The following is a 14,305-nucleotide window of genomic DNA, read 5'->3' as shown; positions in this document are numbered from 1 at the left end:
GGTGCCGCGGCCGCCGTTCAACACGTCACTTCGCGGCGGTGGCCACCGTGGCGACCGGAGCAGCCGACGCGGCGGCGTCGACCGGAGCGGCTTCCACGGCAGAGGCGGCGGGGGCCGCCGGAGCCGGCTTCAGGCCCGGGTAGTCCTTGGCCATCTGCGCGCCGTACAGCGGCTTGTAGGCGCCCTGGTGGCAAGTGGCGCAGTTGATCTTCGCCACGTCCCCGGTGGGGCCCAGCCGGTGGGCTGGGAAGGCCGAGGTCAGCCCTTGCATGAAGTTGTTGTTGAGGTCACGCGCCATGCGGATGCCGTACCAGGCCGTCGCGCGTTGCGGCGCGGCGTTCTCCCAACTGCCGAAGCCGTTGGTGTTGTGGCAGTACGTGCAATTGACACCCAGCGCGCCCGAGAAGTGCATCATCAGACCGTAGCTCTTCTCGGCCTGCTTGATGTCGGCCGTCGAAGTGCCCGCCGGCAGCGCCGTCGTCGCGTAGATCCGGACGTTCGTGTCTTCCTTCAGGAAGGTCGTGAACGGGTCGTACGGCAGCGAGGTCAGCCCGACGACCTTGGCGGCCTGGTTCTGGCCGTCGAGGTTGCCGATGAAGTCCGAACGCTTGTTCTGCGGCGCAGCGGTGAACCAGATCTCCTTCGGGACCGGCTGACCACGGTGGCAGGTGTAGCAGGTGACGCCGGTAGCGGCGACGTGCTGCGTCCACTGGGCGTTGATCTTCTGCGTCATCTCGAGCATCCGACGCGAGACGACCTTCTGGTACTTCGAGTCGTCGGCGAGGTTCTCGGTATGGCAGTAGTTGCAGCCCTCGGTCGGCGACACCCATTCGGTGATCGCCGCCATCTGCCGCGTGAACTCCGCGACCGACAGGTGGCCCAAAACCTTGACGTTCTGGAACACCTGGTTGGCGCGCGGGCCCGAATCGTCAGCCACCGGCGTTGCCACCGGGGCTTGCTGAGTCGGGATCTGCTCGGCCAGCGTGCGCGGGTTGACGATGTGCTGCATGCCGGTGCCGCGGTAGCCCCGCTGCACCGATTCCACCGGCGGACGCTCGCATCCCGCGAGCAGGACCGCCGCGGTCACGGCGACGGTAAGGGTCGTAAAACGAGCCGCGAGTGCCATCACTTGACTCCCTGCAGGGTGGCGGGGTCGATCGTGGGCGCGAACACCGCCGGGTAGGCCGGTGCCACGCCGTGCTTCACGGCCCACAGATACCAGTTGTCGACGACGGTACCCGACAGCAGGATGCCGATGCCGCCGCACAGCGGGCAGAGCACGGCGAACCACCACGCCCAGCGGTGGATCGACTCGGTCGTCGCGTTGAAGCCCATCGTCCAGCGCCAGAACAGCTGGGCGCGTTCCGAGGCGGTGCCACGGTCGGCGATCTGCTCCAGTTCACGCTCGCCACCGAAGCGGCTGACGGCCAGGATCGTCGCACCGTGCATCGCGAACAGAAGCGTCGCGCCGTACAGGAAGGCGATCGAGAGCGCGTGGAACGGGTTGTAGAACAGGTTGCCGTAGCGCAGCGAGAACGCGGCGGTCCAGTCCAGGTGCGGGAAGATGCCGAACGGCACGCCTTCCGACCAGCTGCCCATGGCGATCGGGCGGATGAAGCCCAGGACCAGGTACAGCCAGATGGCCGCAGCGAAGGCCCAGGCGACGTGCGTGCCCATGCCCAGGGCGCGGGCCCGGGTGTACATGCGAACCCACCACAGCAGGATCGAGATCGTCAGGAACAGACCGGCCATCAGCCACCAGCCACCGTCGTTCAGCGGCGGCAGGTTCAGGCCGTACTTCGGAGACGGCGGCTCCAGCGCCAGCCAGAAGAACTGGCGGCCGAACTCGATCGGGTTCCAGCCGACCTGGGCCAGCATGTTGAAGCCCATGATCATGATCGCCAGCGCGCCGAAGACCGCCGACAGGATGCCCAGGGGACCGAGGTAGATCGGCCCGATCTGCGCCATGCCCAGACGACCCAGCAGGTGGATCTGCCAAGGCTTCTTGCCGGTGCGCGGGCTGTCCCTCTCGGGCAGCGGCACACCCATGTGCGCCGGTCCTGCGACCTGCACACGCGTGAAGATGTTTTGATACTCAGCCATTGGGTTTCTCCTGAGCAGCTCAGTTGAGCGGCCACTGACTCCAGACGGGCAGATTCAGCCACCAGCCCCACCACTCCGGCCAGCCGCGGGTCCAGAACGGACCGCTGATCACGATACAGACCGCGCTCCAGAAGGCCGCCGACAGCGCCAGGAACAGACCCAGGCGGTGGATACCCAGCGAACCGATCGAATAACCGACCGCGTCGCGGAAGAACGTGTCTTCGTGGTCCGTCGTCTTCATCGGCTCACCCTTCTTCGGGTTGGCCGCCGACAGGATCAGGCCACCGTGCATCGACATCGCCAGCGTCGTCGTAAAGAAGAACGAGATCGCCAGCATGTGTGCCGGGTTGTAGTGGAAGTGCAGATATTGGTAGCCCACGTTCGACACCCAGTCCAGATGGCTGAAGATGCCGTACGGGAAGCCATGGCCCCAAGCGCCCATGAGAACCGGGCGGATGACGACCAGCGTGACGTAGGCCAGGATCGCGAAACTGAATGCGATCGGCACGTGGTACTGCATGCCGAGCTTGCGGCAGATCTCGACTTCACGCAGCGCCCAAGAGACGAATGCCCCGATGGCGCACACCGTGATGATCTGCCAGAGACCGCCTTCCATCAGCGGTGCCACGCCCAGCCCGTACTTCAGGTCAGGGGGCGCAATACTGATCTGCCAAAGATTCCACGTCGGCCCCTGCGAAGCGCCCCAGATGATCAACGCGGTTCCCAGGACCGAGAAGAAGAGCGTCGTCACGCCGAAGAAACCGACGTAGAACGGTCCGACCCAGAAGTCGAAGAGATCGCCCCCGACCAGCGTGCCGCCGCGCACCCGGTATTTCTTCTCGAAACTCAGCATTGCCATATTGATTCCTCCAACCGACGGGTCGCCACCGACAACCCGAACGGCGAGTTTGTTGTTGCAGCGGGTCGAAACCGGTCAAGACCGGTCTCGCCCGCATGCACTGGCGTGGCGCTTTTTACTTCGCCTGCGCCAGGGACGTCACTTCGGCAGGAACCGGGGCAACAGCCGTCGCCGCCGGCGCCTTCTTCGCGCCGTCCATCCAGTTGTACTTGTTCGTGCCCAGCAGCATCAGGTGAATCAGAACGGCGAGACCGAGAAGGAACACCGCCTGGGCCACCATGGCGCGCATCGGATCGAACAGACGCCAAATTCTCCACATAATCCAAGCTCCTATAGCAAATGCGACATGAAGGTATAAACCGCTGCCTTGACGCCGCCAAAAATAGATTTCACACCTTCAGCACCCGGCAACCAGGAACGCCAGTGCCAACCAAGCAATTGCCCGATGAGGGCAATGATCAGAAACGCCACGTAGCTGAGCGCGAAGATGATCCAGAAACTTCTGGAGTCACCCGCCGCGACCGGCTTCGGCATTGCAGATTCAAGATGGGCCATAACGCTCCCCAATGACGGGTCAAGCTATCAGGTACTTAGAGCCAGGGACGCCAGACCCAGACCAGGAAGTGAGCGACCACGGCGACCGCCGTGAAACCCACGAAACCCTGAACCCAGAACTTGTGGAACTCCTGGGCCTCGTCGTCGGTAAGCCCGGAGATCGAGCCCTTTCTTTCAGCCATGAGGAAACTCCTTCATAAGCGGCCAGATGGCCGCGTGCGCACAAGACCCGCGCACGGTGGGCAGCCGCGGCAGAGTGCCACGACATTCGGTTTGTCCACTGATCGCGGACAGGAACTGGTGAATGGAGCCCTTGATCACGCGGGCTCCTTCTGGCCGAGCAGCTGGCGCACGCGGGCCGCGGTGACGCGTTCCTCGCCGGCGGCGCCGGCTTCGCGTTCGGCGCGGTCGCGCAGCTGCTTGGCAGCGGAAATCTGGACCAGCACCGGCTGGCGGGCGACGTAGTCGCGCAGCACCTGCTGGGCCTCGTCGTCCCAGGGCCTGGAGTCGCCGCGGCGCGACGGCGTCGCGTCGATGCGGTCGAGCTCGGTGCCCAGCGGCAGGATGTTGAACAGCGCGTCGAAGAGCGCGTTGCAGAACTCCTGCACCAGGTAGGTCGCGCCGGCGTAGCCCATGAAGGGCGTGCCGGTGTGACGGCGGATGATCGCGCCGGGGAACGAGGCCGGAATATAGGCCGGCTTCGGACCATGGCCCGAGGTCGTTTCCGCCAGGTACATGCGCTCGTTGTAGCTGCCGAAGAGCACCAGCGGCGTCTTCGAGTGCACCAGCTCGCGCACGCTTTCGTTGTCGGTCTTCTCGCCGGCCTTGCGGGCGACGGCGAAGTTGCACGGCAGGCCCAGCTCGTCTTCGAGGAAGTGGCGGATGCCGCGGGCGTAGGTCTCGCCGGCGACGATGCCGAAGTTGGCGGTGCCGAAGAAGTCCTGCGTCACCGAGCGCCACAGATCCCAGATCGGCTTGAGCGTGGTGTGCTTCTCGCGCTCGATGAAGGGCTCGGGGTCCAGGTTCAGCAGGCGGCCGAGCTCGCGCAGGAACGCGGTCGTGCTGTGCATGCCGATCGGCGCCTGCAGGTACGGGCGCTCCAGCGCCTCGCACAGCATGCGGCCGTACTCGCGGTACATGCAGACGTTGACGTCGGCGTCGACCAGCTTGGGCACGTCGGCCAGGTGGCTGCCGAGCGGGAACACCATGTTCACCTCGGCACCGATGCCTTCGACCAGGCGGCGGATCTCGGCCAGGTCGCTCGGCATGTTGAAGGTGCCGTAGCTCGGGCCGATGATGTTCACGCGTGGCTTCTCGCCGGCCGGGCGCTGCTCGAACGGGGTGCGCTGCGGGATCTTGCGCAGGCCGTACTCGCTCCACAGCCAGAACATCGCGCGGTTGGCGCATTGCCACTGGTCTTCGTCGATCGTGCGCGGCAGGAAACGCTGGATCGTCGTGCCTTCGGGCGTCACGCCGCCGCCGATCATCTCGGCGATCGAGCCGGTGACGACGACGGCCGGGAGGTCCGGGTCGAGCGCCGCGTGGGCGCGCTTCATCGCGCCTTCGGTGCCTTCGCGGCCCAGTTCCTCTTCGCCGAGACCGGTGACGACGATCGGCAGCTCGTGCGGCGGCAGCGCGTCGGTGTAGTGCAGCACGGCGGTGGCCGGCAGGTTCTCGCAGCCCACCGGGCCGTCGATGACGACCTGCAGCCCCTTGATCGCGGTGAAGACGTACACCGCGCCCCAGTAGCCGCCCGCGCGGTCGTGGTCGATCACGTACATCAGATCATCTCCTCGGCCTTGCGGCGCTTCTGGAGCTTGATGACCTGACGGCGCGTGTCGGCCCGGAACTCGGGGCGCGACTGCGGAACGTCTTCCCAGACACCGGCGTTGTCGCCGGTGCCGACCTCGCCGAAGAACTCGCGCATCTGCTGGAAGCGCGACTTGTTGGCGATGGCCGCGTTGATGACCTGGGCCAGCGAACCAGCCCCGGCCGGGCCCATCAGCGGACGCGCGGAGATCAGGTTCGTGAAGTACAGCGCGGGGATCGTCGCCTGCTTGGCGGCCTGCACGACCGGCGTCGTGCCGATCGCCAGGTCGGGGCGGCATTCGCGCACCGCGGCGATGTCCTGCTCGAGCGAGGCGCGGTACTGCACGTGCACGCCGCGCGCCTGCAGCCATTCGAGGTCGGGCGCGCTCCAGGGCGTCTTCGGGCAGGCGGTGCCGACATAGGGCACCTCGGCGCCGCTCTCGACGAGCAGGCGCGCGACCAGCAGCTCCGAGCCTTCGTAGCCGGAGACGACGACACGGCCCTTGATCGGCGTGGCGGCCAGCGCGCCCTTGATCGCGCGAAGCCACTTGTTCTTCGACGCGTCGATCATCGCCTGCGGCACGTTGCAGGCGCGGCCGACGGCCTGCAGCCAGGCTTCGGTGCCATCGTGACCGACCGGTGCGGAAGCCACGATCGGGCGACCGGCGGTCTCGAACTCGCGCACGCTGGCGGTGTAGAACGGGTGGATCGCGGCGACGGCGGCGCAGTCCAGCGCGGCATACAGCTCGCGCCACTCACGCGTCGGCACCACCGGGCCGGCGGCCAGGCCCATCGGCTCGAGCATCATGCCGATGCCCACCGGGTCGGCCGGGAACATCTCGCCGAGCAGCGTGACGGTCGGCTTCTCGCTGACGCCGCCGCGCGGCGCGGCCACCGGGCCGGCCTCGGCTTCGCCACGCGCCACGCGCAGCATCGCGCCGGCGAGCACGTCCTTGGCTTCGGCGTGCGTCGGCACGCCGAAACCCGGCACGTCGATGCCGATGATGCGCACGCCGTCGATTTCCTTGGGCAGCAGGCGCAGCGGCACGCCCGAGGCACTGGGCACGCAGAGGTTGATGACGACGACGGCGTCGTACTGCTTCGGGTCGGCGAGCTTGTGGACGGCCTCGCGGATGTCCTCGAACAGCTTGCCGGTGACCAGCGTCTCGCTGCTGAACGGCACGTAGCCGATCGAGCGGCGCGCGCCGTAGAAGTGGGCCGTGAAGCTCAGGCCGTAGACACAGCAGGCCGAGCCCGACAGCACGGTCGCGGTGCGGCGCATGCGCAGGCCGACACGCAGCGAACCGAAGGCCGGGCACATGCTCTGCGGCTGGTCGTGCGGGCCGGCGCCTTCGGGCATCGGATAGTCGCGGGCGTACTGCTGCAGCATCTCGCCGTTGCCCGAAGCGGCGGCCGCGGCCAGCATCTGTTCCCGACCCGCGTGGCAACCCAGGCCGTCGTCGGCCACGGGCGCACCAGGATTGGAGACGTGTTGCTCGCTCATCGCGGGTCTCAGGCGGCGTCGTAGACGACTTCGAGCGTCGGGCGGACGATCTCGTCCTTGCCGAGCATGTCCTGCACGGTCGCCGGCTCGAGCACGACGTCGCGGCCGGTGCTCTCCGAGGAGAACAGGCCCAGCAGCGCGTCCTGCGACAGCGGCGTCGGACGCACCGGCGGCGCCTCGGCGACGTTGGTCGCGAGCTGCTCGAACAGCGGGCCCCAGGTCGTGCCCGGACGGGCGACGATCTCGTAGGCGGCGCTCTTGCGGCGGATGTCCTCGTTGGCCGGGATCGCGGCCAGCACCGGGATGCCGACGTTGGCGGCGAAGGCCTGGGCCTCGCCCGTGCCATCGTCCTTGTTGATCACCATGCCCGCCACGCCGACGTTGCCGCCGAGCTTGCGGAAGTACTCGACCGCGTTGCAGACGTTGTTGGCCACGTACAGCGACTGCAGGTCGTTGCTGCCGACGACGATGACCTTCTGGCACATGTCGCGGGCGATCGGCAGACCGAAGCCGCCGCAGACCACGTCGCCAAGGAAGTCGAGCAGCACGTAGTCGAAGCCCCAGTCGTGGAAGCCGAGCTTCTCCAGGGTCTCGAAGCCGTGGATGATGCCGCGCCCGCCGCAGCCGCGGCCGACCTCGGGGCCGCCGAGCTCCATCGCGAACACGCCGTCGCGCTTGAAGCAGACGTCGCCGATCGAGACGGCCTCGCCGGCCAGCTTCTTCTTCGAGCTGGTCTCGATGATCGTCGGCGTGGCCTTGCCGCCGAACAGCAGGCTCGTCGTGTCGCTCTTCGGGTCGCAGCCGATCAGCAGGACCTTCTTGCCCTGCTGAGCCATCATGTAGCTCAGGTTGGCGAGCGTGAAGCTCTTGCCGATGCCGCCCTTGCCGTAGATCGCGATGATCTGCGTGGTCTTGGTCACCGGGGCCGTGGATACCGCATCCGGTTCGATCGCCGCCTCGTTCTTCAGGCGCTCGTCGCGCATGAGGATGACGGGCGAGGTGGTCTGACTCATCGTGTACTGCTCCAGTCGAGGACCATCTTCAGGCAGTCCGGATCGCCGAAAGCCGTGCGGTAGGCGGCGTCGGCGTCGGACGGGCTGGCGTGGTGGGTGATCAGGCCGTCGAGCGACAGGCGCCCGGTCTCGGCCAGTTCCTTCACGGCCAGCAGGTCGGGGCGCTGCCATTCGGCAGCACACCGGATCTGGGCTTCGCGCATGAACGCCGGCGCGAAATTGAAGTGCAGCGGCTCGGTGTAGAAGCCGGCCAGCACGATCTCGCCACCGCGCGCCAGGCGCTCGACGAGACGATCAAGGATCGACGAGTCGCCGCTGACGTCGAAGATCGCGCGGTAGTCGCGGCGCGGATCTTCGTCGGGATGCACGACCGTGTAGCCGGTGGCACCCTCGGCACGCAGCGGGTTGGTTTCCCAGACGGTCGGCGCCGGGAAACCGGCGACGACGGTCATGCGCGCCAGCAGACGGCCGAGCACGCCGTGGCCGACGATCAGGTCGGGCGGCACGATCGGCGTGCGCTTGCCGCCGCCGGCCACCGAGTGGTAGGCGGTCGCGGCCAGCGCCAGCAGCACGGCTTGTTCACCCAGGCTGTCGGACACGGCGCAGACGCGCGAGTCCGCGACGACGACCCGCGACGCGGCACCGCCGAACAGGCCACGCACCTCGCCGTAACAACGGGCGCCGGGCACGAAGACGCGCTCGCCCACCTTGTGGTGCGCATCGGCGCCGGCCTGCACGACGCGGCCGACGGATTCGTAGCCAGGCACCAGCGGATAGCCCATGCCGGGGAAGGCCGGCATGCGACCGCTCCACAGCAGCTTCTCGGTACCGGTGGAAATCCCGCTGTACTCGATGTCGACGACCAGATCCTCGCCGGTCGGCGGCGTCAGCTCGAGTTCACGGAGAACCAGGCGCTCGGGCTGCTCGAGCACGATGGCTTGAGTCTTCATGCAGCCCTCCATGCCGAGAGCGGACGGACCATCGGCGGCATCACAGGCCACGTCGGCGAACGGTGCTTCATCGGCTTCAACATCACGACGTCATCTTAAGCTGACAGTTCAGTGTGTCAAGGTGGCTGGACATGCCTTAGATCAGGAAACCTTAAGCAGTGCAGCGCGCCACCAGGACACCCGCCTGCAGCGGCATGTGCGTGGGCAGGGAACGGACGCTGGCGAAGCCGGCTTCGTGCAGCAGCTGCGTCAGGCGGGCCGCCGAACGCGGACGGCCGCGGCCCATCGCGAGCAGGTAGAAGCCGAAGTACGCGTCGCCGATCGGCTCGACGCCGGGCACCTCGGCCATCGCCTCGGCGAGCACGAGCGTGCCGTTGTCCGGCAAGGCCCGGCGCACGTTCTTGAACAGCGTCAACACCCGTTCATCCGGATGGTCGAAGGCCACGCGGACGAGGGAGATCACGTCGGCACCACGCGGCAGCTCGTCGGCGAAGAAGTCGCCGCCGAAAGCCTGGGCGCGGCCGGCCAGACCCCAGCGCCGGAAGTTCTCGTTGGCACGCTCGGCGACGGCCGGCAGGTCGAAGACCCGCAGTTCGACACCCGGCACCTCGGCGGCCACGCAGCGCACGAAAGCGCCCTCGCCGCCACCGACGTCCATCAGCACCTTGTGCCGGCCGAAGCGGTAGGCGGCGATGACCTCGCGCGCCACCAGCGGCTGCGAGGCCGTCATCAGCTTGGAGTACTCGGCGACCTTCTCGGTGGCCAGCGTCGCCGGCAGGCCGGGGCCGGCATCGGCGGCCGCGGCATACGGCCAGTAGCCGGCCATCGCCGGACGCCCCTGGCCGCGCAGCAGCGCCACGGGGTCGGTCAGGTCGCCGTACAGCGTCGCGTGGTGCTCGACCATCGCCGTGATCGCCTCGTTGGCGACCAGCGGCGCGCCCAGCCGACCCAGCGTGACGAGGTCCCCGCTTTGCAGGTCCAGCAGCTCGAGCGAGTCGGCAGCCGCCACCAGGCGACGTGTCGCCTCCAGGCTCAGGCCGCAGCGCTCGGCGACGATGGCCAGCGGCAGCGGGCCGTCGGCCAGCATGCGGAACACGTCCAGGCGCACGCAGGCCAGCAGGATCTGCGAATAGACGAAGCCCGCCAGCAGGTCGAAGAGCTCGCGGGCGTGCTTGCGCGCCACCGGGCGGGTCAGCGGGAAGGCCGCGGCCCACTTCTGGAACCCGGGGCGGGCGATCGTGCGGTGCTTCCAGTCGCGAAAGCGTTCGGCCAGCGTCGGGGAACGGCGCGGCCCGGCCTGCGGCCTCGTCTCGGCTCGGTCCATCGGGATGTCAGGCGGTCTGGATCGTGGCGGCGCGGACCGCGGCGCGCTCGGCGGCGAGCGCTTCGATGTTGGCGCACCAGGCCTTGGGCACCAGGCGCTCGGACTCCATGCGCACGATCTGGCGCAGCATGCCGGCACCCTTGCAGTCGGGGATGGCGTCGATCGCGCCCTGCACCAGGCGCTCGAAATGTTCGACGGCGCCCACGAGGCCGTGCTGGATCGCCGAGCTCGGACGGCCGAGCGCGACGTCGCGGCCGACCGGCTTGCCGAGCTGCTCGGGGTCGGCGAGCGCGTCGCGCACGTCGTCGGCCACCTGATAGGCCTCGCCCAGCCAGTCGCCGAGCGCACGCCAGGTCTCGCCGTCACCACCCGAGGCCTGCGCACCGGCGGCCGTGGCCGCAGCGAACAGGGCGCCGGTCTTGGCGCGCTGGTAGTCGGACAGCGCGACACGCGGCTCGCACTCCCAGGCCTGGCCGGCAATGATGCCCAGCGGCGTGCCGACGCCGCGGGCCACGGTCTGCAGCACGCGCGCCATGCGCTCCGGGTGGCGGGCACCGGCGGCACCCAGGGTCTGGAAGGCGGTGACGATCAGCGCGTCGCCGGCGAGCACGGCCAGGCGTTCGCCGTAGGCCTTGTGCACCGAGGGCTGGCCCCGGCGCGTCGGCGCGTCGTCGAAACACGGCAGGTCGTCGTGCACCAGCGAGGCGCAGTGGATCAGCTCGATCGCCGACGCGGCGGCATCGGCCAGTTCGGGGTCGGTGTCGCCGTTGGCCATCGCGACAGCGATGCACAGCTGAGGACGGATGCGCGCACCGCCGGGAAACACCGCGTGGCGGATCGCCGCCGCCAGCTTCGGGGGGCAACCGGCGCCCTCTTGGGCGGCAACCGCCGCCTCCAGCGCCTGTTCGATGCGGGTCTGCATGTTCATCGACTTCCTCCGACGACCCGGCACCGGATGGCGCACCGCTGTAAGGTCGTCATGTCACCCCAAAGTGTCAACTGATTTTGACACGGGGCAGACCTCTGTCAAGAAAGCGGAACTGACGCGGCTCAAGACAGTCGCACGCTCCCTTTGGCCGAATGAAACACATGAAACTCACGCCTCTCATCCTCGCCACCAGCACCGTTTTCGCCGCTTCCGGCGCCCTCGCCGCGACGCCGGCCGAACTGGCCACCAAGGCCGGCTGCGCCGTCTGCCATCAGCCCGTCGCCAAGGGCCTGGGCCCCAGCTACCAGGAGATCGCGAAGAAGTACAAGGGTCAGGCCGGCGCCCCGGCCGTGATGGCCGAACGCGTGCGCAAGGGCAGCGTCGGCATCTTCGGCAAGGTGCCGATGACGCCGACCCCGCCGGCCCGCATCAGCGACGCCGATCTCAAGCTCGTGATCGACTGGATCCTCAAGACGCCTTGACGTCGGCCGCCGGCCGCGCCCGCGCGCGGCCGGTGTCGAAGGCCAGCGCGGCCTTGGCCAGCAGCGTGAAGACGAGCGCGCCGCAGGCCCAGATGCCGGCCGACACCAGCCACTCGCGCCAGCTCGGCGCGTACTCGAAGATCTCGCCCAGCGGCGTCGGGATGTAGCCGGGCACCACCAGGCCCATGCCCTTCTCGATCCAGATGCCGAGGAAGGCCAGGCCGCAGGCCAGCGCCAGCAGCCGCGGCGTGCGCCGCAGCGGGTGGATCGACAGGATCACCACCGCGACGACGTTCAGCGCCAGCGCGCTCCAGATCCAGGGCTGCAGCTGGCCGGCGCCGGCCAGGCCGAAGAACAGGTAGCGGATCGAGGCCGCGTGCGAGGTCTCGTTGTAGAAGTCGGTGAACAGCTCGACGCCGACGAAGAACAGGCTGATCTGCAGCGCCACCGTCATGACCACCGCCAGCAGGTCGATGACCGACTGCTTCACGGCCAACCCGCCCCAGCGGCGCAAGGCCAGCAGTGCCAGGATGATCAGCGCCGGCCCCGACGCGAAGGCCGAGGCGATGAAACGCGGCGCCAGCAGCGCGCTGTGCCACAGCGGCCGCCCGGCGTTGGCCGAGAACAGGAAGGCGGTGACGGTGTGGATCGACACCGCCCAGAAGATCGCGACCACGACCACCGGGAAGTAGCGCGCGGTCACCGGCTCCTCGCCGCGCCAGCGCGCGTGCAGCACGTAGGCCGGCAGCCCGAGGTTCAGCAGCAGGTAGCCGACGAGCACGACGACGTCCCAGGCCAGCATCGACTGCGGCCAGTTGAAGCGCCCGACCAGCGGCAGCATGTGCCAGATGCGCTCGGGCCGGCCGATGTCGACGGTGACGAAGAGCATCGCCGCGACCACCGCGGCGACCGCCAGCGCCTCGCCGTAGATGACGACCTGCTTGACGTCGCCTCGGTGGAACAGATAGGCCGGAATGACCAGCAGCACCGCCGCCGCCGCGATGCCGACGAGGAAGGCGAAGTTGGCGATGTAGAAGCCCCAGGAGACCTGGTCGCTCATCCCGGTGACGACCATGCCCTGCTGCAGCTGGCCGCCGTAGGCGAAGAGGCCGGCGGCGATCACCGCCGCCAGCGCGGCCAGCCAGCGCCGGTAGGCCGCGCCGCCGGAGGCCATCGCACGCAGGCCGTCGAGCACGAAGCGGGAGAGATTCATGCCGGACTCACCCGGTCGTCGCTGAAGTACCAGAACTTGGGCTCGGTGCCGAGGTCCTCCTTCAGCCGGAAGACGGTCTTGTGCTCGAGCACCCAGCGGATCTCGCTGTTCGGGTCGAGCAGGTTGCCGAAGATGCGTGCGCCGGTCGGGCAGGCTTCCTGGCATGCCGGCTGGCGGCCCTTGCGCGTGCGCTGGGTGCAGAAGTGGCACTTCTCGACGACGCCCCTGGGCCGCGGACGGTTGCCGAGGTAGCTGAGGTTCGGGTTGAACTCGGCCGCCGGGATCTGCGGCTCGGTCCAGTTGAAGTGGCGTGCCCAGTACGGGCAGGCCGTCATGCAGTAACGGCAGCCGATGCACCAGTCGTAGTCGACGACGACGATGCCGTCGGGCTCCTTCCAGGTGGCCTTGGTCGGACAGGCCTTCACGCAGGGCGGGTTGTCGCACTGCATGCACTGCACCGGCAGATACCAGTGGCCGGGCACCGGGACTTGCTTGGCGTCGTAGTAGTGCTCGGCCTTCTCCAGGTCCATCGTGCCGTCGGGCATCTGCAGCACGCGGATGTACTGCATCTGCGAGTCACGGCCGAGGTTGTTCTCCTTGACGCAGGCCTCGACGCAGTCGCGGTAGCCCTTGCACTTGCTGATGTTCAGCGCGTAGCCGAAGACGGTGTTCGGCAGCGGCGGCACGTCCTCGCAGCGGGCCTCGACGCCATAGCGGCGGCTGGCGTTGCGCTCGATGCGTTGCAGCGCGGCGTGGATCTCGTCCTTCGTCATGCGCTGGTAGTGGTCCTGCAGCAGGCTGCCCATCGCATCCTGCAGCGTCTGGCCACCCCAGGCGCCGGTGGCGTGGGCGGTCGCGGCGGCGCCGCCGGCGGCGGCCACGCCGGTGAGGAATCGGCGGCGCAAGGCTTGGAAGCCTGCGCCGTCGCCGCCGGGCGGATCGGGGTCGGGCTTGCGGTTCATCATCGGGCTCCGGAAGCGGCGCGCTGCCAGACGGGCGCGGCGTGCGCCGGCGTCAGCGCCGGGCGTTCGAGGCCGGCACGCACCGGCGGCGGCGGTGCGGCCTCGCGCGGCGGAATCTTGGGGTCGTGCGCGTCGTGGCAGTGCGTGCAGGCGTAGATCGTGCGGTCGCCCTGCCAGTTGGCGTCACGCTTGCCGTGGGCGCCGAAAGCCCAGTCGCGGTGGCGCGGGCCGTGGCACTGGCCGCAGACGAGCTGCGACTGGTCGAAGTCGACACGCCGGCCGTCGATGGTGCGCAGCCAGTCGCGGTCTTCGCCGACGTGGCAGTCCAGGCACCACATGCGGCCGCCGCCGTGCGGCAGCGAGGCGACGTGCGGCGCGGCGACCAGCGCCCGCGGCTGCTTGTTCAGCGGCAGCACCTTGTGGCACTGGCTGCACGGGTACAGCCCCAGGTGCGGCTTGCGCGGCACGACGCTGAAGGCCGGCGCGTCGGGATAGCCGCCGAAGACCAGCGGCTCCTGCGGGTCGGGCGCCTGCGGCGGCCGGTTGTCGCGCAGCGGACGGTGCGGCGGCGCGGTCTCGGTGGCCGGAACCACCGGCGCGGCG

General features: G+C 68.7%; 16 protein-coding genes. 1 reads left to right on the top strand and 15 read right to left on the bottom strand.

The genetic code is table 11. The features are described 5' to 3' along the window. Positions 1-25: 25 nt before the first annotated feature. The 12 genes from pufC to G5B56_RS01055 form a co-directional block, all read right to left on the bottom strand. Positions 26-1,087 (bottom strand): photosynthetic reaction center cytochrome PufC, encoded by a 1,062-nt coding sequence (pufC, locus tag G5B56_RS01110; RefSeq protein ID WP_009857112.1) that lies wholly within the window; start codon positions 1,085-1,087, stop codon positions 26-28. Positions 1,088-1,125: 38 nt separating this feature from the next. Then, positions 1,126-2,103, bottom strand: a complete 978-nt coding sequence (gene pufM / locus G5B56_RS01105; RefSeq protein ID WP_029718815.1) for a photosynthetic reaction center subunit M — start codon at positions 2,101-2,103, stop codon at positions 1,126-1,128. 19 nt (positions 2,104-2,122) lie between these two features. Continuing rightward, positions 2,123-2,956 (bottom strand): photosynthetic reaction center subunit L, encoded by an 834-nt coding sequence (gene pufL / locus G5B56_RS01100; protein WP_009857110.1) that lies wholly within the window; start codon positions 2,954-2,956, stop codon positions 2,123-2,125. 121 nt (positions 2,957-3,077) lie between these two features. Further along, positions 3,078-3,281, bottom strand: a complete 204-nt coding sequence (gene pufA / locus G5B56_RS01095) for a light-harvesting antenna LH1, alpha subunit (protein ID WP_029718817.1) — start codon at positions 3,279-3,281, stop codon at positions 3,078-3,080. 11 nt (positions 3,282-3,292) lie between these two features. Next, on the bottom strand, positions 3,293-3,496 hold the full coding sequence (locus G5B56_RS01090) for a hypothetical protein (RefSeq protein WP_009857108.1): 204 nt from the start codon (positions 3,494-3,496) through the stop codon (positions 3,293-3,295). Between the two features lie 56 nt (positions 3,497-3,552). Then, entirely contained in the window at positions 3,553-3,699 is a 147-nt protein-coding gene (pufB, locus tag G5B56_RS01085; RefSeq protein ID WP_009857107.1) for a light-harvesting antenna LH1, beta subunit, read from the bottom strand. Positions 3,700-3,834: 135 nt separating this feature from the next. After that, entirely contained in the window at positions 3,835-5,298 is a 1,464-nt protein-coding gene (bchZ, locus tag G5B56_RS01080; RefSeq protein WP_009857106.1) for a chlorophyllide a reductase subunit Z, read from the bottom strand. Beyond that, positions 5,298-6,830 (bottom strand): chlorophyllide a reductase subunit Y, encoded by a 1,533-nt coding sequence (gene bchY / locus G5B56_RS01075; protein WP_029718818.1) that lies wholly within the window; start codon positions 6,828-6,830, stop codon positions 5,298-5,300. The genes bchZ and bchY overlap by 1 nt, the downstream gene beginning before the upstream one ends. Positions 6,831-6,838: 8 nt before the next feature. Beyond that, complete coding sequence (locus G5B56_RS01070; protein ID WP_009857104.1) at positions 6,839-7,843, bottom strand: chlorophyllide a reductase iron protein subunit X; 1,005 nt, start codon at positions 7,841-7,843, stop codon at positions 6,839-6,841. Next, on the bottom strand, positions 7,840-8,793 hold the full coding sequence (gene bchC, locus G5B56_RS01065) for a chlorophyll synthesis pathway protein BchC (RefSeq protein WP_037290611.1): 954 nt from the start codon (positions 8,791-8,793) through the stop codon (positions 7,840-7,842). Before bchC ends, G5B56_RS01070 begins: the two co-directional genes overlap by 4 nt. A 151-nt stretch (positions 8,794-8,944) precedes the next feature. Next, positions 8,945-10,117 carry a methyltransferase gene (locus tag G5B56_RS01060; protein WP_164962072.1) on the bottom strand — a complete coding sequence of 391 codons (1,173 nt, stop codon included), beginning with the start codon at positions 10,115-10,117 and terminating at the stop codon, positions 8,945-8,947. Between the two features lie 7 nt (positions 10,118-10,124). Beyond that, the gene (locus G5B56_RS01055; RefSeq protein ID WP_009857101.1) at positions 10,125-11,045 is read right to left on the bottom strand and encodes a polyprenyl synthetase family protein; all 921 of its coding nucleotides are present in this window, start codon (positions 11,043-11,045) and stop codon (positions 10,125-10,127) included. Between the two features lie 161 nt (positions 11,046-11,206). Between G5B56_RS01055 and G5B56_RS01050 the strand changes: the two genes are divergently transcribed. Continuing rightward, complete coding sequence (locus tag G5B56_RS01050; RefSeq protein ID WP_009857100.1) at positions 11,207-11,527, top strand: c-type cytochrome; 321 nt, start codon at positions 11,207-11,209, stop codon at positions 11,525-11,527. Here G5B56_RS01050 and dsrP read toward each other — a convergent pair. Genes dsrP through G5B56_RS01035 form a run of 3 tightly spaced genes read right to left on the bottom strand, consistent with a single transcriptional unit; the run spans position 11,514 to position 14,295 of the window. Further along, entirely contained in the window at positions 11,514-12,740 is a 1,227-nt protein-coding gene (gene dsrP / locus G5B56_RS01045; protein ID WP_009857099.1) for a sulfate reduction electron transfer complex DsrMKJOP subunit DsrP, read from the bottom strand. The genes G5B56_RS01050 and dsrP overlap by 14 nt on opposite strands. Then, positions 12,737-13,702, bottom strand: a complete 966-nt coding sequence (locus G5B56_RS01040) for a 4Fe-4S dicluster domain-containing protein (protein WP_164962071.1) — start codon at positions 13,700-13,702, stop codon at positions 12,737-12,739. Before G5B56_RS01040 ends, dsrP begins: the two co-directional genes overlap by 4 nt. Beyond that, on the bottom strand, positions 13,702-14,295 hold the full coding sequence (locus G5B56_RS01035; protein WP_009857097.1) for a hypothetical protein: 594 nt from the start codon (positions 14,293-14,295) through the stop codon (positions 13,702-13,704). Before G5B56_RS01035 ends, G5B56_RS01040 begins: the two co-directional genes overlap by 1 nt. Positions 14,296-14,305: the final 10 nt, after the last annotated feature.

Origin of the sequence: Rubrivivax sp. JA1026 (assembly GCF_011065555.1) — a bacterium.
In the GTDB taxonomy this organism is placed as follows: domain Bacteria; phylum Pseudomonadota; class Gammaproteobacteria; order Burkholderiales; family Burkholderiaceae_C; genus Rubrivivax; species Rubrivivax benzoatilyticus.
Note: the sequence above shows the minus strand (reverse complement) of the source record. Positions and strands in the feature narration are given on the sequence as shown.